The sequence below is a fragment of the Allochromatium palmeri genome (genome assembly GCF_009720725.1).
GTDB classification, from domain to species: Bacteria; Pseudomonadota; Gammaproteobacteria; order Chromatiales; family Chromatiaceae; genus Thermochromatium; species Thermochromatium palmeri.
Window position 1 is genome coordinate 1 of sequence record NZ_WNKT01000035.1, and the last position, 22,737, is coordinate 22,737.

Genomic DNA, 22,737 nt, shown 5'->3' on the forward strand with positions numbered 1-22,737 from the left:
GATGGCGCCTCCTATCATCGCGCCGGGGCCGTGCGCGAGCTCGCTCAGGAGCTGTCGATCACCCTCCAACCGTTGCCTGCCTATAGTCCAGACTTCATGCCGGTGGAAGCGCTGTGGCGATGGTTACGCGAGGAGGTCACCTACCATCATTGTCACGCCACGGCCGAGGAATTGGTTCAACGGGTCAACCACTTTGTTCACACCATCAATGCCGATCCCTTCGCCATCGCTGACCGACTCTGGACCAAAACTACGCTCGATCCAGAGGAAGAGAAATTACGCATCCCGGCCTAGTCGAGGTTTAGTTGCTCGCGCCATGTTGCTCAGCTTGCTTGTGTTTTGGCTGATGTTCGATGCTTGGTCGAGTCCGGCCCAAGCCGACTGGCGTCCGCAGACAGGCGAACCCTGGCCCGCGCCCGAAGCCCCCATCAGCCATCATGAACGCACCCTGGAGTCGTCGACGGGCCGCACCGTCCGAGCCCATCTGGCGCTGTTCGACTCACGCCGCTATCGGCTTGCTGTGCTCGATCTGGGGGCGGAGCTGGCGCCGGCCTCGGCCTGGCCGGAGCACATGCGTGCCGCCGGTCTACTGGCGGCGGTCAATGGCGGCTTCTTCCATGCCGACGGTCAGCCGCTCGGGCTGGTCATCGCCGAGGGCACGCGGCTCAACCGCTTCGAGACGGCCAAGCTCCTGAGCGGCGTGCTCTATGGCGACGCGCGCGGTATCCATCTGGAGCGTCGCGTGCGCTTTCAGCTACGCACAGGGATCGACGCTCTGGTGCAGTCCGGCCCCTATCTGGTCGAGCATGGTCGAGCGGTGCGCGGACTCTCGACGAACGATGTCAGTCGCCGCACCTTCATCGCCACCGACTGGCGCCGTCACTGGGTTCTGGGCGCTACGCGCGACGGCTTGACGCTCGCCGAACTGGCCGAGGCGCTGTCCACGCCCGGCGCGCTCGCGCCCTGGGCGGTGGAGCGCGCACTCAATCTCGACGGCGGCACCTCGACCGGTTTTTTGTTCGATCCCGGCGCCGGGCAGGCACCGATCCAAGTGCGCGCACGCCGTCCGGTGCGCACTCTCGTTGGAGTACGGGCGCGTTGATGGAACTACTGTGGTTGATTCCAGTCGTGCTGGTGGGGCTGGGCGTGGTGCTGTGGCGTCGCACCCGCGCCATGCACCGCTCTGGTCAGGACGGCGAGCGCCAGGTTGGAGCCGCCCTGGAACAGTTGTTTCCAGCGGTCGTCCATGACGTGATCCTGCCCACGGCGCGCGGCGGTCTGACTCAGATCGACCATATCGCTCTCACGCCCAAGGGGCTGCTGGTGATCGAGACCAAGCACTATCGCGGCACCATCCTGGGCAAGCCCGAAGACCGGCAGTGGGTTCAGCAGCGCGATGGCCGGCGCCGACTGTTCCAGAACCCATGCCGCCAGAACTATGCGCACCTCAAGGCTGTCGAGGCGCTGGAGCTCGGCGTGCCGATCCTGGAGCGGGTAGTCTTCACGGATTCAGCGCATTTCCCGAACGGACATCCAGACGGCGTGTCGCAACTGGCGACGCTGAAGGCCGACCTGGCTCCCTGGCGTCGCGGCCGGGTGTCGGCACGCTTGCGCCACGCCTGGACGCGCGTGCAGCAGGCAGTGCGTCAGGATGCCAAGGCCCGTCGCGCGCACCGACGTGGACTGCGTGCGCGTCATGGCTGGGATCGGCGTCTGGCGGCGGCGGGTGCCTGTTTCGTCCTGGCGGCTGTGTCGGCGCTCGGGTTATGGCAGTCGTCTGCCGGCTTGCCGGAGCCGATCAGACAGGTCAGTCACGGCTTGAGCGGTTCCGCGCTCAGCGAATGGCTGAGCCGCGCCTGGCCTGAGTCGCTGAGATTGGACGCTCAGCGCTGACGCCAGTGCGCCACCGCTACGGTTACGGACGTGCCATCAATGCCCTGATGGCGCTGCTTGGCGACCAGCAACTCACCGCCATCGGCCGCGAGCCGCGCGGCGGCTTCCGCGACGCTCGGGGTTCCGACCTCGCCGGCCACGCGCGCCGATGGCGTCGGGACCGCGACCCCGGCCAGTGCCTCGGGCGAATAGAACCGAAGCGGCCAGCCGCGTATTTGTGCCAGCTCCAGCAGGGCGGGTTCAGCGGATTTGCGCACATGACTGGCCAGACAGCGCACTACCACCGCGCCGAGCGGACTCAGGGCTGTGTCGATGGCACACTCCAGGGTTAGCCGTGCGATGCCTCGCTGACACCCCACGCCGATCGCAACCTCGATTCTCTCCGATAGACCTTCATCGCTAACCATGTCAGACCCTAATGTTCGTCATTGTCCCGCGCTCTTTCTCACCGCCTGCTCGTCCGGTCAGGGCAAGACCACGGTGGTCGCGGCGCTCGCCCGTCATCATCGCCGACTCGGACGACGGGTGCAGGTGTTCAAGACCGGGCCGGATTTTCTCGATCCGATGATTCTGGCACGCGCGAGCGGCGCGGAGGTCGGGCCGTTGGATCTGTGGATGGTGGGCGAGGCGCTGTGTCGGCGCAAGCTCTATGAGGCGGCGGGCGAGGCGGATCTGATCCTGGTCGAGGGCGCCATGGGGCTGTTCGACGGCTCACCCTCGGGCGCGGATCTGGCCGAGACCTTCGGGCTGCCGGTGGCGGCGTTGATCGATGCGCGCGGCATGGGTCAGACCTTCGGCGCGCTGGCGCTGGGGCTGGCGAGCTATCGGCCGTCGCTGCGCTTTGCCGGGATTGCGGCCAATCAGGTCGGCAGCGAGCGACATGCCGAGATGGTCGCCGCAGGGCTGCCGGAGTCGGTGCGCTATCTGGGGGCGATTCCGCGTCTGAGCGAGGCGGCGTTGCCGAGCCGTCATTTGGGCTTGGTCCAGGCCGCAGAGATCGCTGATCTCGACCGTCGGCTCGATGCGGCGGCTGATCGGCTTGCTGGGCTGGCGCTGGCGGAGATGCCTGAAATCGTGACCTTTGCGCCGCCGTTCGTGTCCGAATCCGGGTCCGCGTCCGAACCGCTGCAACCCTGGCTCGCCGGGTGTCGGATCGCCGTCGCGCGCGATGCGGCCTTCTCCTTCCTCTATGCCGACAATCTGCGTCTGCTCGAAGCGTTGGGGGCGGAGCTGAGTTTCTTCTCACCGCTGGTCGATTCGGGCGTCGACGCGGATGCCGTCTATCTGCCCGGCGGTTATCCCGAGCTGCATCTTCAGGCGCTTGCGGCCAATCATGCGATGAAGCGCGCCCTGCGCGCCCATGTCGACGCCGGTCGTCCGCTCTATGCCGAATGCGGCGGGATGCTCTATCTGCTGGAGCATCTGACCGACAAGACGGGGCAGGGCGCGGATCTGGCCGGACTGCTGCCGGGACATGCCCAGATGCAGGCGCGTTTGGCCGGACTCGGGATGCAGTCGCTCGACACGCCGCTCGGCTGTCTGCGCGGTCACAGCTTCCATCATTCGACCATGGAGACGCCGGTGGCGCCGGTCGCCTTCAGCCAACGCCAGCGTGACGGGCAGCCGGGCGAACCCGTCTATCGACTGGGATCGCTCCAGGCTAGCTATCTGCACCTCTATTTTCCGTCCGCGCCTCGGGCGGCGGCAGCGCTGTTTATTGATCAGCATTGAGAATGACGAATGACGCATGACCAAGTATCTCATGCGACTCGCTTTTTTGGCGCGTTGTGAATCAGGTAGACGGCTCCGGGAACAAACCCGGCAACCACCGACCGGCCAGATGCGCGGGAAACGCCAGTATCAGTGGGGCGCGACTCGTTTGGGCCGTCACGACGCCCGTGTCGATCAGCGCGGAGACGACCCGTCTCGCCTGCCGCTCCCCCGTGCCCACGAGGCCGGGCATCTCGCCGCGCGGCAGGGTGCCGCGATAAAGCAGCGCGTCGAGCACCAGACCGGCCTTGGGTGGCAAACGACCGAGCTGTATCGCGTCCCGCGCCCAGAGCTGGATGCGCTCGCGCAGTCTCTCGGGCTGGATCAAGCCGTCCATGAACTCCACCTGATCGATGCAGAGATCGAGGAAGAACACCGCGAAATCGGCTAGGGCCTCTTCGCTCAGATGTCCCCGGCCATCGAGATCATTGCGTCGCGGCAGGTCGCAAGCCGCGAGATGCTGTTTGTAGGTCTCGACATGGCGCGCCAGACCCCGCGCCACGGACCAGAGCGCGCCGCTGTCGAGTGCTTCGACCAGCACCGCATGGGACATCAGGCGGGCGACTCGGCCATTGCCGTCGATGAAGGGATGGATCCACAGCAAACGGTGATGTGCACAGGCCGCGGCCAGGATGGTGTCGGCGCGTCCCAGATTGGTGTAGACATGGGTGAAGCGATCCAGGAATCGGGGCACGGCACCGGGACTGACCGCGAGATGGCGACCGACGCGCACGTCCCGATCACGCCATCGCCCCGGTTCGACCCGGACGCGCGTCTCGCCATCCAGATCCCGAGTCCAAAGCAGCTCCTCCGGCAGTTCCATGCAGAACCGGCGGTGGATTTCTCGTATTCCCTCGGACGTGAGTGTGCGTTCTCGCAGTCCTCCTTCATCGATCCACTGCTGAACGGCGACATGCGCGCGTGCCTCACGCTGTAAGTCGCGCGTTTCGGGATCGCGGCTGTAATCCTCCCTGAGCGCTCGCTCGACATCGACTGGGTGTGTATTATGACCCTCGATCAGGTTGCTGTAGTAGCAGTTCATGGAACGCACGAGCGTGGCCAGCGACGAGAGCAGTCTCTCCGGCAAAGCACGCCGAAGGCCGGCGGCTTTTTGGGCGAGTTCAACCGTTCGGTCCAGGATCTCGCCGCGACGCCTGGCACCTTCGCGCAACAGCAACGGTTCCATCGAGACTGGGGACTCACCCCTGTCCAGAGTAATGACGTCCGCTTTTTCATCCGCTTTATTCATTGATATGAAAATTTATATATCAATATCTTGTGCTTAGATTCTAGCATGATTGAGTCCTGTACCATGTCCGCTTCGATCAGCCGCCCCGTCGCTATCCGGCCGCTGAGCATCACAGCAGCGGCAGCCGTCTATGTCAGTGGCGATTCGATCCAGGGCCGACTGCAACGGCGCTGTTCTCAGCCTGACAGCGCTGTGCGCAGTCGCAGACTGTTGGTGACGACAAACAGGCTCGATAGACTCATAGCGCCGGCGGCGAACATGGGATCGAGCTGCCAGCCGGTGAAGGGCCAGAACACCCCGGCGGCGAGCGGAATGAGCGCAACGTTGTAGCCATAGGCCCAGACGAAGTTGAGCCGGATGGTGCGCAGTGTCAGCCGCGCTAGTGCCACCGCATCGGCCACGCCGCGCGGGTCGCCACGCATCAGGACCACACTGCCGGACTCGATCGCAATGTCGGTCCCGGTGCCGATGGCGATGCCGACATCGGCCTGAGCGAGCGCCGGCGCATCGTTGATGCCGTCGCCGACGAAGGCCACGCGCCGTCCTTCGGCTTGCAGACGCGCGATCTCGGCGGACTTGTCGGCGGGCATGACCTCGGCCAGCACGCGCCCGATGCCGAGTTCGCGCGCGACCGACTCGGCAGTGGGGCGTCCGTCGCCGGTCAGCAGGGCGACGTCCAGACCCTGTGCGGCCAGTCGCCCGATGGCCTCACGGCTGCCGGGTTTGATGGGGTCGGATACGCCCAGTACCGCGATCAGCCGGCCATCGACGGCGATATGGATGAGGGTCGCCGTTGAGTTCTCACCGCTCACGCTCGCCGGTTCCAGATCCACCCCAAGCTGCTCCAGCCAGCGCCGCGCACCCACGACGATCATCTGACCATCGACACGAGCGCGGATGCCGAGTCCGGGATGCGCCTCGACCTCGCTGGGTTCAGTCAGACTCAGACCACGCGCCCGCGCCGCCGCGACGATGGCCGCGCCGAGCGGATGCTCGCTGTGCTGCTCGACCGAGGCGGCCAGCGCCAGCGCGGCATTCTCATCCAGATCGAAGGCCGTCAGCACGGTCAGCGCGGGTCGCCCTTCAGTCAGGGTGCCGGTTTTGTCGAACACCACCGTATCGACCCGCGCCAGCGTCTCCAGCGCCGCGCCCTGCCGAAACAGCAGGCCCAGACTGGCACCGCGTCCACTGGCGACCAGGATCGCGGTCGGAGTCGCCAGCCCCATGGCGCAGGGACAGGCGATCAGCAGCACACTGACGGCGGCGACGAAGGCTTGATTGAGCGCCGGCTCCGGTCCCAGCCACAGCCAGACGCCGAAGGTCAGGACCGCGATCCCCATGACGATCGGCACGAACACCGCTGCGATGCGGTCGGCCAGACGCTGGATCGGTGGTTTGCCGGACTGCGCTTCCTGCACGAGCTGGACGATACGCGCCAGCACCGAGTCAGCGCCGACATGCGTGGCACGATAGCGGAAGGCGCCGGTCTGGTTGAGCGTGCCACCGATGACCGCGTCCCCCGGTTCCTTGCGCACCGGAACCGGCTCGCCACTGATCATGGACTCGTCGACATGGCTCACGCCCTCAATCAGGGTGCCGTCGACCGGGAGGCGCTCGCCCGGACGCACCAGCAGCACATCGCCCGGCACCACGGCTTCAGCCGGAATCTCAGTCTCGCCCTCGGCCTCGAGCAGGCGCGCGGTCGGCGGCTGGAGATGGAGCAGACGCCGGATCGCCTGTGAGGTGCGGCCCTTGGCGATCGCCTCCAGATAACGCCCGAACAGGATCAGGGTGACGATGACGGCGGCGGCCTCGAAGTAAAGATGTGCGGTCCCGGCGGGAAAGAGCTGGGGCCGGGTCAGGACCAGCAGCGAATAGCCGTAGGCCGCGCCACTGCCGAGCATCACCAGGCTGTCCATGCCCGGACTGAACTGCGTGAGCTCCTTCACCCCCCGGCTGAAGAAACGCCGACCCGACCAGAACACGACCGGCGTGGCCAACAGCAGTTGCAGCCAATGCCAGACCGTCATGGGCGCCAGCCGCTCCATGAGGGCGTGCAGTCCGGGCAGGAGCATCGGCCCCATGCTGATGAGCAGCAGCGGCAGACTCAGGGCGGCGGCGAACAGCAGATCGCGCTTGAGCCGGCCGAGTTCACGTGCCTGCCGGGTCTCGTCGCTCTCCTGCGGCTGATCAGGCAGGCGCGCCTCGTAGCCCGCCGCACGGATGGTCTGGGCGAGGCGCTCGCGGCTCACCGTGGCCGGCAGATAGACGACGTTGGCCGACTCGGTGCTCAGGTTGACGTTGGCCTCCAGCACGCCCGGCAGTGATCGCAGCCGACGTTCGACGCCCGACACGCACGAGGCGCATTTCAACCCGCCGACGCCGAGCGTGACCGACTCGGTCACGGGCGTATAGCCGGCCGCACGCACCGCTTCCAGCAGCTCGGGCACCGAGGTCTGCTCGAAACGCACCAGGGCCAGCCCCGAGGCCAGGTTGACCTCGGCTGACTCCACGCCGGGATGATTGACGATGACACGCTCGACCCGCGCCACACAGGACGCGCAGTTCAGGCCACCGACACCGATTCGCAGTTCTTGAGTCATCAATCTCACTCCAATCATCGACGCACCTCAGCGACATCATCACCCGCTTGCCTTAAGGTTTTCTTAAGACGCGATGCATTAAGGTGATATCCGCTTGACCCAGCGACATCTCGCGCGACAGGCGCCGTGCTCCTAGTGGCTCGCTGCCGAGGCGGCTCAGTGCTCGACAGATTTGGCCTGACACGCGGGAAGCGGCAAGAAATTGATAAATAACTACGAAATGCGAACTCCGTCTAGCTAAAGCAAGTTTTTTATCACGATAATTGTCTGGCGGGACAAGGATTGATAATTATCATGGACTTTGCTGCGTTTGCAGCATGCTGGAAGCGCCGCTCGGCCGCGATGCGCGAGGAGTCTGCCTTTCTGCGGCCCCCCTAAATCCATGAGGAGGCACGCTAGATGAGCTGCGACGAAACCTTTACCGAATTCCTCACGCGCCGAGGTGTATCGCGCAGATCCTTCCTGGCTTTTTGCGCCACGACCGCCTCGGCGCTCGCCCTGCCCACCGAGGCGGCGCGACAACTGGCCGCCAATCTTGCGACAGCCAGGCGACCGAGCGTCATCTGGTTGTCCTTTCAAGAATGCACCGGTTGCACCGAATCCTTGACCCGCTCCGGCACGCCGACGGTGGAGGCGCTGATCCTGGATCACCTCTCGCTGGACTATCATCACACCCTGCAGGCGGCCTCTGGAGCGGCGGCCGAGCAGGCGCGACGCGACGCCATGGCGGCCAACTACGGAAGCTATGTCCTCGTGGTCGATGGATCCATACCCACGGCAGACGGCGGGGTCTGGTCGACGATCGCCGGTGTCACCAACCTGGAGATGCTCCGCGAGACCATGGAAGGGGCCGCCCTGGTGATCGCGGTTGGAACCTGCGCCGCTTATGGCGGTATTCCAGCCGCCGCTGCGGTCACTGCGCCCCGCCTGAATCAGAGCGGGGCAAGCAGTGTCGGCGATTTGATGGATGCCGGCACCATTCCGTCACTCCCCCTCGTCAACGTGTCGGGCTGCCCGCCGGTCCCGGACGTGATTTCCGGCACCATCGCTTACTTCCTCGCCTACGGGTCATTGCCCGAGCTGGACGATCAGAATCGCCCTCGGGCCTACTACGGCAAGACGGTGCATGATCAATGCCCGCGTCTCTCGCACTACCAAAATGGCGAGTTCGCCTTGGCCTTCGACGATGAGGGAGCGCAAAAGGGGTACTGCCTCTACCTGCTGGGCTGCAAGGGACCGGAGACCTACAACGCCTGCCCAACGGTGCGCTGGAATCTCAATACCAGCTTTCCGATGCACTCAGGTCACGGGTGTCTCGGCTGCTCCGAGGCCGCGTTCTGGGATCGTGCCCTGGCGGCGGACGGCAGCGGATTCACTGGAAGCTGCTTCTACCCCGACATCCGCCCCTGAGTCGACGGGGCTCCTGACTTCCAACCGCGCCGCCCGATTGCGTCCACGGGCGCGCGTGCCCGCCAGGCGCAAGGCGCTGGGCGGTCGTCATCGAACGGAGAGAATCCATGAGCACTATCGTCGTCGACCCGGTCACGCGCATCGAGGGTCATCTGCGTATCGAGGCGGAGACCGAGAACGGAATCATTTCCCGTGCCGCAAGCTCCGGCACCATGCTGCGTGGGATCGAAAATGTCCTCATCGGTCGCGACCCGCGCGATGCCTGGGCCATCGCTCAGCGTATCTGCGGGGTCTGTACCCTGGTCCACGGGATCGCCTCGGTGCGGGCAGTGGAAAACGCCCTGGCCTACCCCATTCCGCCCAACGCGGAGTTGATCCGCAACCTGATGATCGGCGCCCAGTTCGTCCACGATCATGTCATGCACTTCTACCACCTGCACGCCCTGGACTGGGTGGACGTGGTCTCGGCCCTGGACGCCGACCCGGAGGCGACCTCGGATCTGCAGAAGTGCCTGAGCCCCTGGCACAATTCGTCGCGGTCATACTTCGCGGATGTGAAAGAGCGCCTGAGCGGATTCGTCGGCAGCGGTCAGCTCGGTATCTTCGCCAACGGCTATTGGGGGCATCCCGAGTACAAGCTTCCCCCGGAGCTGAACCTTCTGGCCTTCGCCCACTATCTCGAAGCCCTCGACTGGCAGCGCAAGGCGTCTCGGCTGCATGCGCTCTTCGGCGGCAAGAACCCGCACCCGAACTTCATCGTTGGCGGCGCCCCCTGCGCGCTGGACGGCGAGTCAGGCGCGACCGCCCTGGATGCTCAGGGCCGCGCTTTGGTCGTGGAGGTCATTGCGGACATGCGTCGCTTCGTCGATGAGGTCTATGTCCCGGATACCCTGGCCATCGCGCGCTACTACAAGGATTGGGCCAGGCGCGGTGAGGGTGTTGGGAACTTCATGACCTACGGTGAGTTCCCTGACCCCTTCTTCGGAGCCGACGACACGAGCCGGCTCTTCGTCCCCCGTGGGGTCATTCTCAACCGGGATCTTTCCAACATCCATCCGGTGGATCTGGACGACGAGACTCAAGTGCAGGAGTACGTCAGTCACTCTTGGTACAACTACAGCGGCGGCCAGGAGCAACCGCTGCACCCCTATGCGGGCGAGACGCATCCCAATTACACGGGGCCCCAGCCGCCCTACGACAACCTCGCGATGGATCAGGCGTATTCCTGGCTCAAGTCGCCGCGCTGGAAGGGCAAACCGATGGAAGTCGGTCCCCTAGCGCGGGTGCTCATGCTCTATGCCTCCGGGCACGCCGAGACCCAGGCACTGGTGGACGGAACGCTCTCGCAACTCAAGCTGCCTCAGGGCGCGCTCTTCTCAACCCTCGGACGCATCGCCGCCCGCACCCTGGAGACCAAGCTGCTCGCCGACAAGATGTCGGTCTGGTACGACCAACTGCTGAGCAACCTCCAGGCGGGAGACAGGCGCACCCACAACGACGAGTTCTTCTATCCAGACACTTGGCCGACCAGTGCTCAGGGCGCCGGTTACACCGAGGCCCCACGCGGCGCTCTGGCTCACTGGGTCGTAATCGAGGACGGGCGCATCGCCAATTACCAAGCGGTGGTCCCCAGCACCTGGAACGCAGGGCCGCGGGATGCCCAGGGACAGGAGGGGCCTTATGAGGCCGCGCTGCGGGGGCATCGTATCCACGACGTTCAACAGCCGCTCGAGATCCTGCGCACCATCCACAGCTTCGACCCCTGTCTCGCTTGCGCGGTGCATCTGGTGGATCCGGATGGAGAGTCGCTGATGCGGGTCACGGTTACCTGAACCGCGTCCGGCATGGTCGGCGTGGTCTTGTGCTTTGACTATTTTCGAGACTCGATATGCCTCATTTAAAGATGCCCCATTCGATCAAGAAACCTTCGTGGGCGGTCCTGATGGTGCTGCTCTCAGTGTGCTCTGGATCCGGACCAGCGGTGGCCAGAAGCGCTAACAACTACGGTCCAGCCGTCGACACTTATTGCCAAAACTTGGACGGATCTACCCCATTTGCGACTCAAGGCTGTCTGCTCTGCCACGTGAACTCGAGTTACTCGACTCCCAAGGGCAGCACCTGGGATTGGTATGGGAGCGGCAATTTCAGCCCCTTCTGCACCGGCCCTGTAGCTAATCGCGTCCCTAACGGCACCATCACGAACCCGGCCTCCAACCAGCAGATTGCGGTTGGCGGCACCCTGATCTTCCAAGGTACGGGCTCGGATCCGGATGGCGACTCCCCACTGACCTATAGCTGGAACTTCGGCGTCTCCACTGCGACCGGCGCCGGCCCCCATGTGGTGTCTTATCCGAATGCAGGGATCTATACCACCACCCTGACGGTCTCTGACGGCGCGCTCTCGGATCCGACCCCGGCGACCAGGACCATCAGTGTTCAGGCGGCATGCGCCGGTGCGGATGCTGACGGCGATGGCTACTATGCCAGCGGTGTCAACTGCGGCCCGCTGGATTGCAACGACAGCGATCCAGCCGTGAACCCTGGCGTCGTCGAGATCTGCGGGGACGGCATCGACAACAACTGCGACGGCCTGGATGCCTCCTGCTCTGCGGCCTGTCTCGACAACGATGGCGATGGCTACAGCCCGGACGGCGGGATTTGCGGCCCCGAGGATTGTGACGATACCGACTCGAGCATCAATCCCGGCGCCATCGAGATCTGCGACGACCGTGTCGACAACGACTGTGACTGGGCCATGGATGAGAGCGACGAGGAATGCAACGGTCGGGACTGTTTTGGCGAGAATTTCCCTGTCTCGGACCTCGGGCTGCTCATCAGTCGGGATCCCTCGCACGACCCCGCCGAGCCGCTCGACGGACTCACCGTCTCCGGCGATATCTATGTCTTCATCCCTGATGTTTCGGGCACCATGGGGGTTCGCTATTACCTCGACGAAAGCCTTTACCGCAGCCTTTCCCGGGCGCCTTGGGACTTGGTGGATGGCGGGCAACCCTTCGACACCCGAGCCCTCGACAACGGTTGGCACTCGATCCGTGTTGAGGTCGACCTGAGTGGCCAAAGGACTGGTGATGACGACGACGACGATGATCGGGATGATGACAGTGATCGGAGCTACAGCCGCGAGCAAGACGATGACGGCGAGCGGAGTGCGAGGACTCAGACGACCAACGCCAGCTTCCTGGTCGAGAATCTAGCCCAGAATCAGGCGCCAAGCTGTGCCATCGACGCCCCGGCCGACAATAGGACGATCAGTGAGGGCGAAGCCCTTGACTTCGCCGGGACAGGAGCGGATCCCGACGGCAACCTGCCCTTGACCTACGCCTGGAGCTTCGACGGGGCTGCCTCCGCTTCCGGTGCCGAGGATCCAGGCGCGGTGACCTTTAACCAGGCCGGCAGCTACCAGGTTAGCTTCGTGGTCACCGACAGCGCCGGTCTACCCTGCCCGGAGCCCGCCACGCGATGGATTAGGGTCGAGGAGCAATCCGGCGAGGACGACTTTACCGCGCATGCCATCAGCACTCGCTATATCGAGGAAGGACACGAGGACGACTGGAAGCGTCGCTCTGATTTCTGCCGGACCTGCCATGGTGACGACCTCCGGGGAACCGCCGCGTCCACGACCTTTGCCGCCCGCGTCTGGCCCTCGAAAGATCGTCAGCCCGATGGCTCAAAGCTTAAGCACTATGCCAAGGGCGACATCGTCGGCTGTCTGGAGTGTCATCGGGCGCCGGAAGACGATGATGACGACGATCGAGATGACGATGATCAGCCTTCCACCTGTCCGCATGAGAGCACACTGAATTTGAACAGCCAAACCGTCGATGTTAGTCGAGATTTTAGAGCTTGTGACACGATTGCAGCCGGTTCGCGATTTATTATTACATCGACCGGACAAGTCGTATTCGAGGCTGGAACACGCATTTACTTGCAACCTGGCTTTCAGGTACAGGCGGGCGGGCGCTTCACAGCACGGATTAATCCATAGTTGTTGCGTCCCGTGTGATTATGTGCCGCGAAGGAGCTATCCGTTGTTCCTCGCCCGCGAGGTGCGCCAGCGACTTGTCAAGGAGCTTGAGAGCCAGCCGGCGCGTCGCGGTGAGCGCGAACTGGTGCGCTGGACACACGCGGAGTTGGCCGCCGAAGCCATTGAACGCGGGATCGTGACGTCGATTTCCGCCGACTCCGTTGGGCGCTTCCTGCGTGAGGTCGACATCAAGCCTCATCATGTGCGTGGTTGGCTCAACACGCCGCGCGATGAACAGTTCGATGAGAAGTGTCATGATGTCTGCGAGACCTACCGCCTGGCCCCCGAGCGGGCCAAGCAGGGCATCGAGACCCGGAGATCGCCTACTTCGATGTGGTCACCGGTCGCGTCTCCTACCACCTCGGCCCCACGCGCACCGAAGTGGATTTTGCCACCTGGTTGGCCACGATGCTGGCCGAGCGTGGTCCACACACGGCCTGGCATCTGATCATGGATAACCTCAACATCCATTGCTCGGAGTCGCTGGTGCGCCTGGTGGCTGAACACTGTGGACTCAGAGACTGTAGTAACTTCTCAATAAGTCGCGGCAGCCTTGGCTGAGAATATCCGTTAGAGTACCCCATCGCTTCCCCAATCGTTTCCCGTACATTGTCCAGCCGCTGGAACCGACCGGACTGCAGGGCGCGCAGCAGCGCCAAGCCCTGCGGCCAGGGACCGAATCCCGAGTCGACATTGATGTGTCCGGCCTCGCCGATGTCGATCACCGTGCTGCCCCAGAGTCCGGCCCAGTGCTCGACCGTCTCCAGACGCATCCAGGGATCGTTGCGGCTGGCCACCACCAGGCTGGGGAAGGGCAGGGGCGTGAACGGCAGATCGGCGGCCAGCGAGCGCCGGCTGTTGCGCCGTGTCCCGGTACGCACGCCGTGCGACGAGAAGCGTTGCGGGTCGGCCGGGGCCACCAGCAGCGCACCGGCGATGCGCCCGGCCAGTCCGACCCCGGCGCTCACCGCCGTGAGGCAGCCGAAGCTGTGCGCGACCAGCCACACCGGGTCGGGCGCGTCGAGGATCGAACGCCGCGCCGCCTCGGTCCAGCGGCTCAGGATGGGCGATTCCCAGTCGATGCCCGAAACGCGACGCGCGCCGGGCAGCCGCTCCTGCATCCAGGTCTGCCAGTGCGCCGGACCGCTGCCGTGATAGCCGGGGAGGATGAGCGTGGTCTGGTGCATGTCAGGACGCCTCCCGGACGCGCAGGTTCGCGACCGCGTGAAACAATTCGCCCTCGACCAGCTCGGCCCCCAGCGCCTGGGCGCGCTCCAGGGCCTCGGGCGTATCGATGCGCTCGACCCAGAGACCGATGCTGTGGCCCTGGGCCTGACGGCTCCAGTCCAACACCCCCTCCTGATCGTGACGCCAGATGTAGGGCGGCACGTCGGTCGCGACCCAACTCACACCGAGTTCGCGCAGTCCAGTCCAGTCCGTGTCATCGAGCGCCGATCGGGTCGCCAGCAGCCGATAGCCGTGACGCACGAAGCTGCGCGCCGCCGCTTGCACATGCGGATCCTGCTGGAGCGCGCGGCCGTTCAGGCGCAGCACGACCTGATTGGGTTCGAGTCCAAGGCGGTGGAGCAATTCCTGGAACACCTGGCCATGCTGTTCGGACAGGGCGCTGAGATGGCGCAGATGCACCCCGAGCACCAGCCAGGCGTCGGCATCACGGTCCTCGCTCAGATGATGCAGGGCATGGAAGGTGCGCAGAAAACGATCGAGGAAGAGTACGTCTGCGGCGTCCCAGGCATGGACGTAGAGCGCCTCCGGTTTCATTGGGTGCCCGCGACTGCTCTCGACCCGCAGCTGTGCGCTGTAGGCCGCCACCGCGCCATCGCCGGTCCGCACCACGGGCACCTGATGGGGTGTCAGTCGAAAGCCCGCGATACCCGCGCTGAGTCGGCCCTGGCGGTAGCGGAAGCCCGCCTGCTCGCGCAAGCGCGCGGTCGGGTGCAGTTGATGCAAGCGGTCGTTGAGATAGTCGACAACAGTGGTCAGCGGCATGGCCGGCCTCCCTCGATGAATGCGCCTGGGGAACCGCCACAGGGCGGATCGGGATGATTCGAGGGATGGACGATAGCGCCGCCGGAAGGTGACGTAAAAGAATATGAAATGCTTTTTTTATACGATTTGAGAATAAAAAAAGGCGCGCGGCGGAAGAGATCGCCGCGCGCCGAAGGGATGGATCAGTCAGGATCCATGCAAAGGCAACGGGTGTGATGCGCGATCATGCGCTCCTCGTCGGTTGGGATGATCCAGGCACCGACCCGACTGGCCTCGGTGCTGATCCGGGTGGAATGGGTCGCATTGGCGGCCGGGTCCAGCTCCAGGCCGAGCCAGGCGCACCCGGCCGCGACCGCCGCGCGGATCGGCGCGGCGTGCTCGCCGATGCCGGCAGTGAACACCAGATGATCGAGTCCGCCTAGCACCGCCGCCAGCGCCCCGATCTCGCGCACCAGACGATGCACGAAGAGTTCGATCGCCGCGCGCGCGCCGTCCTCGCGGCTGTCGAGCAGCACGCGCATGTCGGCACTGAGTCCGGAGACGCCGAGCAGGCCGGATTCGTGATAGAGCAGCCGCGCGACCTGTTCCGGCGTCAGTCCCTCCTGTTGCAGCAGATGCAGCACCACGCCCGGATCCAGATAGCCGCAGCGCGTCCCCATCGGTAGCCCGTCCAGGGTAGTGAAGCCCATGCTGGAGGCGATACTGGCCCCATCGCGCGTGGCGCACAGACTGGCCCCATTGCCCAGATGGGCCATCACCACCCGTCCGGTCTCGGCACGCCCGAGCTGCCGGGCCAGACGCCGGCTGACGTACTCGTAGGACAGGCCGTGGAAGCCATAGCGGACGATGCCGGACTCGCTCAGTCGCTGCGGCAGCGCGTAAGCCTGCGCAACCCAGGACTGGCCGCTATGGAAGCTGGTGTCGAAGCAGGCGACCTGCGGCAGTTCGGGACGCAGCGACGCCAGCAGACGCGCTGGCGCCAGACTGTGGGGCTGATGCAGGGGCGCCAGCGGGGTCAGGGCTTCGAGTCGGGTCAGGGTCGGGGCATCGAGCCGCACCGGCTGACGATAATCGCGTCCGCCATGCACCACGCGATGACCGACGGCCGCGATCCGCTCGAAACCGGCCTGTCCCTCCAGCCAGGCGAGCAGCCGTTGCAGCGCAGCGGCCTGGTCGAAGACCCTATCGGTCGCAAGCGCCTCGTCGGTCAGGGTGGCGCCGGCCCCATCGCGGATCAGCAGATGGGGTCGGGCACCGCCGAGGCCGGAGAAATGCCCCCGGGCGCGCAGGGCGAGGGCGTCCGGTTCGGCCTCGGCGCCCGGCGTGAAGACGGCAAACTTGAGGCTCGACGACCCGTTATTGATGACCAGCAACTCGCCGCTCATGGACCCTTCTTCAACTGGTATTGCGCCAGCAGCAGCGCCAGGGCGCAGGAGGCCAGACGGGTGATGGCGTCATCGGCGCGACTGGTCAGCACGATGGGCACCCGTGCCCCGACCACCAGACCGGCGCCGGTGGCATCGGCCAGATAGGTGAGCTGCTTGACCAGCATATTGGCCGCTTCCAGATCCGGCGCGACCAGGATGTCGGCGCGCCCGGCGACCTCGGAGACGATCCCCTTGGCGGCTGCCGCCGCCTCAGAGACGGCATTGTCGAAGGCCAGCGGACCATCGAGCCGGGCACCGCTGATCTGGCCGCGCTCGGCCATCTTGCACAGCGCGGCGGCCTCGACCGTCGAGCGGATGCGGGGATTGACGGTTTCGACGGCCGAGAGGATGGCGACCCTGGGTTGAGCGATACCGATCGCATGCGCCAGATCAATGGCGTTCTGCACGATGTCGATCTTTTCCTCCAGGGTCGGATCGATGTTGATGCCGGCGTCGGTGATCAAGAGCGGACGCGGATAGGTCGGCACGTCGAAGGCGCTGACATGGCTGATACGCCGCTCGGTGCGCAGTCCCGAGTTGCGGCGCACCACCTCGCGCAGCAGTTCGTCGGAGTGCAATGAACCCTTCATGATGGCGCTCACCGCGCCACTGCGGGCGAGCGCCACCGCCTGTTCGGCCGCCGCGTGGCTGTGGGGTACATCGACGATCTGGAACGCGCTGATATTCACCTCGGCCTCATCGGCCGCCTGCCGGATGCGCGCTTCCGGTCCCACCAGCACCGGGACGATGAGTCCGGCCTGGGCCGACTCGAAGGCCCCCTGCAGGGACTGTGCATCGACCGGATGCGCCACCGCCATCGCCACGGGTTCGGGCTGGGTCGCGGCGTCGAGCAGCTCGTGGAGCTGGGCCCGTTCGGCCAGGCGCACCCGCGGCAGGACGGTGCGTGCACGGCGGATTTTTTCAGTCGGTGCCAGCACATCGGCCACGCCCTCGATCACATGGCGGCCATCCTGATTGGTGCAGAAACAGTCGAAGGTGACGCGCTTTTTCTCGTCGTCCTTTTCGCGCACCTGGACCGTGACCTTGAGCACATCGCCCAGCCCGACCGGGGCGCGGAAACGCAGGGTCTGGCCCAGATAGATGGTGCCGGGGCCGGGCATCTCGGTACCGAGCACGGTGGAGATGAGCGCACCACCCCACATGCCGTGGGCGATGATCTCCTGGAAGCGGCTGCTCTTAGCGAAGTCCTCGTCGACATGGGCCGGATTGACGTCGCCCGACATCACCGCGAACAGCTTGATGTCGTCCATGGTCAGTCGGCGTTCGATGGTCGCGCTGTCCCCGACCGCGAGTTCATCGAAGGTCCGGTTCTCGATGAAGGTCTTTTCGTGATGGTTGTCCGTGACCATGGGTTCAGGCCCTCACGTTGACGCCGGCATCGACATAGGTCGTGCCACCGCTCAAGCCGCTGCCGGCCTCAGAGGCGAGGAACACGGCAGTGTGTCCGACGTCGTCGATGGTCGCCAGCCGCCGCAGCGGCGCACGGCTCTCGGCGCTCGCCAGCAGCTGGTCGAAGTCGGCGATGCCGGAGGCGGCACGGGTCTTGATCGGCCCCGGCGAGATGGCGTGGACACGGATGCCCTGTGGGCCGAGTTCGGTGGCCATGTAGCGCACCGATGCCTCCAGGGCGGCCTTGACCGGCCCCATGAAGTTGTAGTTGTCGACCACCTTTTCGGCGCCGTAGTAGGACAGGGTGATCAGGGTGCCGCCGTCCTTCAGCAGCGGCTCGGCGTGCCGGGCCAGCCGTATGAAGGAATGGCAGGAGATGTCCATCGCCAGCGCAAAGCCCTCGCGCGAGCAGTCCACGACCCGCCCGTGCAGGTCATCCTTGAGGGCGAAGGCCATCGAGTGGATCAAGAAGTCGATCTTGCCCCAGCGGGTCGCGGCGCGCTCGAAGAGGGCGGCGACCTGGGCGTCGTCCTGGACGTCGCACAGGAGTGCTTCGGAATCGCTGAGTTCGGCCGCCAGCGGCAGTACATATTTATCGGCCTTGGCGTTGCCGTAGGTGAGCAGCAGCTCGGCCCCGGCCTGATGCATGGCGCGTGCGCAGCCGTAGGCAATGCTGTCGGCATTGGCCAGTCCGGTGACGATGCCGGTCTTGCCGTGGAGCGAGAAGGGAGATGTCGACATAGAGGCTCTCGATGCGGGAAATGGGTTGATTAAGACCATTCGGTCCCCAATGAATTGTTGCGGTGCAGCACGTTTTCAAGTGTCTGTGGCAGCGGATCTCACTAGGATCTGGGGTGACAGGCGTCGGATGTATGAATGGCTGGGCCGAGGTATGACGGCGCGTGTCGGCTGTCGTTCGCAGGCCGCCCGCCTTGAAGGTGACCAGGATTCGGTGTCGAATGGAATCAGCACAGGGACTGCCGACTAGCTTGACTCAGGAGGCCAGAGACACGAACCAAGAAAATCTGATAAGGAAATCGGCCTCGGTCGATAATGAAACGACCCGCCGCGAGATCAGTCGACTACTCGACAAGGATGCGCGACCGATCTTGAAGGGTAAGCGGGTGACGGACATCGATTCCGTCGGTATCCGAGCGATCCTGACCAGCGCCAGAAAACGCGGGGCCAAGCGCGTGGTCTCGATGTTATATGTCTACCTGCATGCGGCATTCGCCAGCATGCGCCGTTCCCCGGACTTGGCGACCTGATCGATGGCTCAAAGTGCTCGAACGCGTGTCAGCCCGTGACCAAAGGCGCCCAACGTGCGTCTCGCCCGTTCCGGATTCCGCGCCTCGACCTCTCCGATCAAACAGAGCGGGCCGTTCGGATCGGTTTCACGCGCGACGATCATGCTGGCTCTGGTGACGATCGCCTGAGCGCGTTGACTGTGTTGATCGATGACCGTGCGCGCCTGACATCCGATCAACCAGGCACCGGCCAGGTCGGAATCGAAGTCATCCAGATCGAACAGCGCCGGCGCGATGTCGAGCAACCGCTCAAGTCCAGCCATCCGAAACGCATGGTCGAGCACGAACAACAGATCGCTGGCATCTTTGCGTGGCTGCGCCCAATGACGATCTTCCCAGGCAAACAGCTTGAGTAGCGCCAACATGGGGATCGTGATGACCGCAAGCGGCACGGTCCCCGGCAGCATGACGGTCGCTGTTACCGCGTTGGCTTCGGTATAGCCGATCACGGACATCACGGTTTCGTCCGGTGGCGGCCAGACGATCTGGGCCTCGGGAGACTCGACACCGCCGAACGGCAGGATGTCGACGACGGTTCCAATTCGATTGCGGAGACGGTGTTGAGCCCGCTCGTCCGGCTTGAAGCATCCGCTTTCGATCAGCCGCTTAGTCAACGCCATGTAGGCTGGCCAATCGGATACCGCGAAGGCGAAATCCACATCGGTTGTTTTACGCGGCGGCTCGACGCCGTGATAGTGCTGGAGCAACAGATCCCTTGCCGCTGCCCCAACCAGCATGAAATTGACCCCGGCGGAGTGGTCGCGGATGTCTCTGACGATGTCGCCGAGGGCACGCAGATCGTCCTTATCCTGAAAATCGATCAAGGAGTCGTCCCTCCATGTCCTGGGCTGCTTCGAGACAGCGCGCGTCGCCGGTCGCCAAGAGATCGGCGTAGATCAGCAACGGCGGGGCCAACTCCGGCGGGGCCGACTCGAAACCCCAGAATTTGCTGAGGATCTCGACATTGCCATCCGGGGCGGATCGCATGGGTTGCTTGGTCATGAACCGCAATGACGCGGCCTTGGTTCCGTAGAGTGTCACGGTTTGCGGCTCGATGATGCCGGTGATTCTGGCGGCGGCGGCCTCTCCGCCAAGAACCAGTCCGTCCTGCGCGAAATCGAGTTCGTGCCACCAGCTGAGTGTTGGAGCCTGGAAGAGGCGCAATCGCAGTTTTGGCCTCAGAGTCCGGGCATACGCCTCCACCCACTGGCGCAGCAGACGCTCGGGTTGGAGTAGCCGGCGCTGGCCGCCGATCTCGGCGAGGAAACCGAGCTGAGTCAGCTCAGCCATCACCCAGCCGACCGTGCCGTGCGCGACGCCGGCTTGATCGGCAATGGTTCGATAGGGCTGGCCCGCCAATCCCGGCACCGCCAGCAAGGCAAACAACACCCGCAGTCCGCTGGCCTTGAAGGCTCGACTGGGCGCCGATGGGTGAAGGCGTTCCGGCGGACGCTCACCCTTGACCCAAATCAGCAGGGCAGGGCGGGTCAGGAAGGCGTTGCCGGCGCTGTCGATAAATTGGAGACCGAGGTTCCGCAGTCGCTCAGCCAAGGGCGGGGACACATGATCGGTGACCAGCAGGGCGTCGGGGCCGAGTTCCTTGAGCCGTAGCGCGATCGCGCCAAGTGTCGCTGGTCGCAAACCGCGCTTCGCTGCGACGCGGTACAGTGCCGAACCGCCGCTCCAGTGCAGGCGCAAGCGGGCGTCCGCGCGGTCCAGCCGCTCGCGGGCGTCGAGGTTCGCCGTGATGTCGAACCGAGCGAGTTGCGCAACCGCCCCTTCGATCAGTTCCATGTCCGATGATGCCAGCGTGTCCACGGATATGTCGTGTCCATGTTTCATGGATATTGCGAGAAATTAGACGCAATGAGGCCGGCATGCAAGGCGTCACGTCCACGAAGATCTGGACACGCCCTTCTCGGGCGTCTGAACTCACCCCTGATCGGCGTTGTTTCGGGCCATATCCGCAAACGTGGGCGAGGCCCCAGGCTGGCGCGACCGGCCCGCACGTTGGAGATGGTGTTGCGTGCCACCCCGAGGAAGTCCGCCAGCTCCGTATCCGTTCTGAATCCACAGGCTGACTGGACCAGGTCAATGAGTTCGCCATCCGGTGTGGGAGTGGGTTGCGGACGCTGACGGGCATTCGCCTGTCGCTGGGCCAGCGCATGGCTGGAACGGCGAATGCGCTCGCTCAGTTGCTCGGGCAAGATGCTTTCCAGCCATTGGCGACTGTGCAGAAAGCCGATGCGATCCATGATCTTCAGGCGCTGCATGATCCCCGGTCGCGCCTTGCCGTGGCGAACACTATGTTTGATGGGGCACTCGGACGGAGACATCACGACGCACTACTCGGCACCGGAGATCGGCGAGTTGCTGAGAGCGGCGGAAAAAGTGGTAGATCGCAGTCGCGCTGAGACTCCTGTTCTCGGAGTCGTCAGGTCCGCCGCATGACGGAGTTGTCGGAAATGAAAAAGGGCTAGGTGAAAAAATCACCTAACCCTTTGGTATAATGGCGCGCCCGGAGAGATTCGAACTCCCGACCACCTGGTTCGTAGCCAGGTACTCTATCCAGCTGAGCTACGGGCGCTTTTTGATGTAGCGGTTTGTCGATATCTAATCAGTGATGGCTGATTTTTTGATCTCGAACAACCGAGACGCGTATTATTCATAAAGCGCCTGAGCCTGTCAACATCCAGGCGCTAATTTTTTCGCAGAGCCAATCCGGCAGCGGACGAACCTCAAGGCGCCAGCCGCTCGATCGACCACGCCTCGCCATCCTGCCTGACATAGCGGAAGCGATCGTGCAGCCGACTCTCACGCCCCTGCCAGAACTCGATCATGTTCGGCACGACCCGATAGCCGCCCCAGAAATCGGGCAGGGGAATCTCACCCTGCGAGAAACGACGCGCCATCTCAGCGACCTTCATCTCCAGCAGCGAGCGCGTGCCGATGACCTGGCTCTGGGGCGAGGCCCAGGCGCCGATCTGACTGCCGCGCGGACGAGTCGTGAAATAGGCCAGTGACTCAGCCGTTGAGATCCGTTCGGCACGTCCCCTGATCTGGATCTGTCGTGCCAGAGCCACCCAGGGAAACAGCATGGCCACCTGTGGGTTGACCTCGATCTCGCGCGATTTGCGGCTCTCGTAGTTGGTGAAAAAGACGAAGCCGCGCGCGTCGTAGAGTTTGAGTAGCACGGTGCGTGCCGAGGGCTGACCCTGCGCGTCGACAGTGCAGAGCGTCAGACCGTTCGGTTCTGGCAGATCGGTCGCGATGGCCAGTTCATACCAACGCTGAAACTGCCGGATCGGATCGCGATCGAGCTCGGAACGCGCGAGACCATGCGCCATCAGCTCGCGTCTCAGAACCTCCGGGTTGGCATTCATAGCCCCTCCGGATGCTGGCTGGCGCCGCATTGGCTGACGCTGGACATGAGTTCAACGCGCGCTCGATCGCCGGGCGAGTCGAAGCACACAGAAATAGTACCGAAATTCTTCATTGAGAATTATCAATCCAAATAAAGAAAATTAGGATAATTGACTCGTCAAATGCTGACAGTCTCGGTAGGTTTAAAGGTCAAGACCCAGCATCACGGTCAAACATAGCCTTGTCCAAA

Annotated in this window: 21 protein-coding genes, 1 tRNA gene and 1 pseudogene; 9 read left to right on the forward strand and 14 right to left on the reverse strand. The window is 64.3% G+C overall.

Going from position 1 to position 22,737, the window contains the following annotated elements; all coding sequences use genetic code 11:
• From GJ668_RS14295 to GJ668_RS14305, 3 genes are all read left to right on the forward strand, one after another.
• Positions 1-294: transposase (locus GJ668_RS14295; RefSeq protein ID WP_186343029.1), on the forward strand; the 294-nt coding region annotated here is incomplete at its 5' end.
• A 52-nt stretch (positions 295-346) separates the two neighbouring features.
• Positions 347-1,102 (forward strand): phosphodiester glycosidase family protein, encoded by a 756-nt coding sequence (locus GJ668_RS14300; RefSeq protein WP_246194905.1) that lies wholly within the window; start codon positions 347-349, stop codon positions 1,100-1,102.
• Entirely contained in the window at positions 1,102-1,893 is a 792-nt protein-coding gene (locus tag GJ668_RS14305) for a nuclease-related domain-containing protein (protein WP_155450819.1), read from the forward strand. The genes GJ668_RS14300 and GJ668_RS14305 overlap by 1 nt, the downstream gene beginning before the upstream one ends.
• Here the strand turns inward: GJ668_RS14305 and GJ668_RS14310 are convergent.
• The gene (locus tag GJ668_RS14310) at positions 1,884-2,252 is read right to left on the reverse strand and encodes a cobalamin biosynthesis protein (protein WP_343032225.1); all 369 of its coding nucleotides are present in this window, start codon (positions 2,250-2,252) and stop codon (positions 1,884-1,886) included. The genes GJ668_RS14305 and GJ668_RS14310 overlap by 10 nt on opposite strands.
• A 46-nt stretch (positions 2,253-2,298) precedes the next feature.
• Between GJ668_RS14310 and GJ668_RS14315 the strand changes: the two genes are divergently transcribed.
• A complete protein-coding gene (locus GJ668_RS14315) occupies positions 2,299-3,624 on the forward strand; it encodes a cobyrinic acid a,c-diamide synthase CobB (RefSeq protein ID WP_155450821.1) in 1,326 nt (441 codons plus the stop codon).
• A gap of 61 nt (positions 3,625-3,685) precedes the next feature.
• On the opposite strand, the gene GJ668_RS14320 is transcribed toward GJ668_RS14315, so the two are convergent.
• Positions 3,686-4,849 (reverse strand): Fic family protein, encoded by a 1,164-nt coding sequence (locus GJ668_RS14320; RefSeq protein ID WP_246194907.1) that lies wholly within the window; start codon positions 4,847-4,849, stop codon positions 3,686-3,688.
• A gap of 239 nt (positions 4,850-5,088) precedes the next feature.
• The gene (locus GJ668_RS14325) at positions 5,089-7,515 is read right to left on the reverse strand and encodes a heavy metal translocating P-type ATPase (RefSeq protein WP_155450823.1); all 2,427 of its coding nucleotides are present in this window, start codon (positions 7,513-7,515) and stop codon (positions 5,089-5,091) included.
• 399 nt (positions 7,516-7,914) lie between these two features.
• Here GJ668_RS14325 and GJ668_RS14330 point away from each other — a divergent pair, with 399 nt between their 5' ends.
• The 3 genes from GJ668_RS14330 (at position 7,915) to GJ668_RS14340 (ending at position 12,931) form a co-directional block, all read left to right on the forward strand.
• Positions 7,915-8,925 (forward strand): hydrogenase small subunit, encoded by a 1,011-nt coding sequence (locus GJ668_RS14330; RefSeq protein ID WP_155450824.1) that lies wholly within the window; start codon positions 7,915-7,917, stop codon positions 8,923-8,925.
• Between the two features lie 107 nt (positions 8,926-9,032).
• Positions 9,033-10,757, forward strand: a complete 1,725-nt coding sequence (locus tag GJ668_RS14335) for a nickel-dependent hydrogenase large subunit (protein ID WP_155450825.1) — start codon at positions 9,033-9,035, stop codon at positions 10,755-10,757.
• Between the two features lie 56 nt (positions 10,758-10,813).
• Complete coding sequence (locus GJ668_RS14340; protein WP_155450826.1) at positions 10,814-12,931, forward strand: PKD domain-containing protein; 2,118 nt, start codon at positions 10,814-10,816, stop codon at positions 12,929-12,931.
• Here the strand turns inward: GJ668_RS14340 and GJ668_RS14345 are convergent.
• Positions 12,921-13,226: a hypothetical protein gene (locus tag GJ668_RS14345; RefSeq protein ID WP_155450827.1), complete on the reverse strand. Its 306-nt coding sequence runs from the start codon at positions 13,224-13,226 to the stop codon at positions 12,921-12,923. The genes GJ668_RS14340 and GJ668_RS14345 overlap by 11 nt on opposite strands.
• A gap of 125 nt (positions 13,227-13,351) precedes the next feature.
• Between GJ668_RS14345 and GJ668_RS21115 the strand changes: the two genes are divergently transcribed.
• Positions 13,352-13,531: a transposase gene (locus tag GJ668_RS21115; RefSeq protein ID WP_425482498.1), complete on the forward strand. Its 180-nt coding sequence runs from the start codon at positions 13,352-13,354 to the stop codon at positions 13,529-13,531.
• A gap of 95 nt (positions 13,532-13,626) precedes the next feature.
• On the opposite strand, the pseudogene GJ668_RS14355 reads toward GJ668_RS21115, so the two are convergent.
• From GJ668_RS14355 to fabI, 5 genes and pseudogenes are all read right to left on the reverse strand, one after another.
• A pseudogene (locus GJ668_RS14355) lies at positions 13,627-14,157 on the reverse strand (RBBP9/YdeN family alpha/beta hydrolase); the annotation flags it as partial.
• A 1-nt stretch (position 14,158) separates the two neighbouring features.
• A complete protein-coding gene (locus GJ668_RS14360) occupies positions 14,159-14,980 on the reverse strand; it encodes an EAL domain-containing protein (RefSeq protein ID WP_155450828.1) in 822 nt (273 codons plus the stop codon).
• A 182-nt stretch (positions 14,981-15,162) separates the two neighbouring features.
• Positions 15,163-16,365: an acetate/propionate family kinase gene (locus GJ668_RS14365; RefSeq protein WP_155450829.1), complete on the reverse strand. Its 1,203-nt coding sequence runs from the start codon at positions 16,363-16,365 to the stop codon at positions 15,163-15,165.
• Entirely contained in the window at positions 16,362-17,777 is a 1,416-nt protein-coding gene (locus tag GJ668_RS14370; RefSeq protein WP_155450830.1) for a bifunctional enoyl-CoA hydratase/phosphate acetyltransferase, read from the reverse strand. The genes GJ668_RS14365 and GJ668_RS14370 overlap by 4 nt, the downstream gene beginning before the upstream one ends.
• Positions 17,778-17,781: 4 nt before the next feature.
• Positions 17,782-18,558, reverse strand: coding sequence for an enoyl-ACP reductase FabI (gene fabI, locus GJ668_RS14375; RefSeq protein ID WP_155450831.1), 777 nt, complete (start codon positions 18,556-18,558; stop codon positions 17,782-17,784).
• A gap of 218 nt (positions 18,559-18,776) precedes the next feature.
• Here fabI and GJ668_RS14380 point away from each other — a divergent pair, with 218 nt between their 5' ends.
• The gene (locus GJ668_RS14380; protein WP_155450832.1) at positions 18,777-19,085 is read left to right on the forward strand and encodes a hypothetical protein; all 309 of its coding nucleotides are present in this window, start codon (positions 18,777-18,779) and stop codon (positions 19,083-19,085) included.
• A gap of 8 nt (positions 19,086-19,093) precedes the next feature.
• Here GJ668_RS14380 and GJ668_RS14385 read toward each other — a convergent pair whose 3' ends face one another.
• The 5 genes from GJ668_RS14385 to pdxH all read right to left on the reverse strand — a co-directional run bounded on the left by GJ668_RS14385 (position 19,094) and on the right by pdxH (position 22,507).
• Complete coding sequence (locus tag GJ668_RS14385; RefSeq protein WP_155450833.1) at positions 19,094-19,948, reverse strand: hypothetical protein; 855 nt, start codon at positions 19,946-19,948, stop codon at positions 19,094-19,096.
• Positions 19,929-20,918 carry a type IV toxin-antitoxin system AbiEi family antitoxin gene (locus tag GJ668_RS14390; protein WP_186343120.1) on the reverse strand — a complete coding sequence of 330 codons (990 nt, stop codon included), beginning with the start codon at positions 20,916-20,918 and terminating at the stop codon, positions 19,929-19,931. The genes GJ668_RS14385 and GJ668_RS14390 overlap by 20 nt, the downstream gene beginning before the upstream one ends.
• Before the next feature lie 44 nt (positions 20,919-20,962).
• Positions 20,963-21,397, reverse strand: a complete 435-nt coding sequence (locus tag GJ668_RS14395; protein WP_155450835.1) for a helix-turn-helix domain-containing protein — start codon at positions 21,395-21,397, stop codon at positions 20,963-20,965.
• Between the two features lie 237 nt (positions 21,398-21,634).
• A tRNA-Arg gene (locus tag GJ668_RS14400) sits at positions 21,635-21,711 on the reverse strand.
• Between the two features lie 151 nt (positions 21,712-21,862).
• Complete coding sequence (pdxH, locus tag GJ668_RS14405; protein WP_155450836.1) at positions 21,863-22,507, reverse strand: pyridoxamine 5'-phosphate oxidase; 645 nt, start codon at positions 22,505-22,507, stop codon at positions 21,863-21,865.
• Positions 22,508-22,737 lie beyond the last annotated feature (230 nt).

Coding starts and splice junctions, on each gene's coding strand:
- GJ668_RS14390 (WP_186343120.1), bottom strand. CDS start 20,918: ATGGAACTGATCGAAGGGGCGGTTGCGCAACTCGCTCGGTTCGACATC.
- GJ668_RS14340 (WP_155450826.1), top strand. CDS start 10,814: ATGCCTCATTTAAAGATGCCCCATTCGATCAAGAAACCTTCGTGGGCG.
- GJ668_RS14330 (WP_155450824.1), top strand. CDS start 7,915: ATGAGCTGCGACGAAACCTTTACCGAATTCCTCACGCGCCGAGGTGTA.
- GJ668_RS14395 (WP_155450835.1), bottom strand. CDS start 21,397: ATGCAGCGCCTGAAGATCATGGATCGCATCGGCTTTCTGCACAGTCGC.
- GJ668_RS14325 (WP_155450823.1), bottom strand. CDS start 7,515: ATGACTCAAGAACTGCGAATCGGTGTCGGTGGCCTGAACTGCGCGTCC.
- GJ668_RS14365 (WP_155450829.1), bottom strand. CDS start 16,365: ATGAGCGGCGAGTTGCTGGTCATCAATAACGGGTCGTCGAGCCTCAAG.
- fabI (WP_155450831.1), bottom strand. CDS start 18,558: ATGTCGACATCTCCCTTCTCGCTCCACGGCAAGACCGGCATCGTCACC.
- GJ668_RS14360 (WP_155450828.1), bottom strand. CDS start 14,980: ATGCCGCTGACCACTGTTGTCGACTATCTCAACGACCGCTTGCATCAA.
- GJ668_RS14315 (WP_155450821.1), top strand. CDS start 2,299: ATGTCAGACCCTAATGTTCGTCATTGTCCCGCGCTCTTTCTCACCGCC.
- pdxH (WP_155450836.1), bottom strand. CDS start 22,507: ATGAATGCCAACCCGGAGGTTCTGAGACGCGAGCTGATGGCGCATGGT.
- GJ668_RS14335 (WP_155450825.1), top strand. CDS start 9,033: ATGAGCACTATCGTCGTCGACCCGGTCACGCGCATCGAGGGTCATCTG.
- GJ668_RS14380 (WP_155450832.1), top strand. CDS start 18,777: ATGGAATCAGCACAGGGACTGCCGACTAGCTTGACTCAGGAGGCCAGA.
- GJ668_RS14320 (WP_246194907.1), bottom strand. CDS start 4,849: ATGGAACCGTTGCTGTTGCGCGAAGGTGCCAGGCGTCGCGGCGAGATC.
- GJ668_RS14305 (WP_155450819.1), top strand. CDS start 1,102: ATGGAACTACTGTGGTTGATTCCAGTCGTGCTGGTGGGGCTGGGCGTG.
- GJ668_RS14300 (WP_246194905.1), top strand. CDS start 347: ATGTTCGATGCTTGGTCGAGTCCGGCCCAAGCCGACTGGCGTCCGCAG.
- GJ668_RS14370 (WP_155450830.1), bottom strand. CDS start 17,777: ATGGTCACGGACAACCATCACGAAAAGACCTTCATCGAGAACCGGACC.
- GJ668_RS14345 (WP_155450827.1), bottom strand. CDS start 13,226: ATGACACTTCTCATCGAACTGTTCATCGCGCGGCGTGTTGAGCCAACC.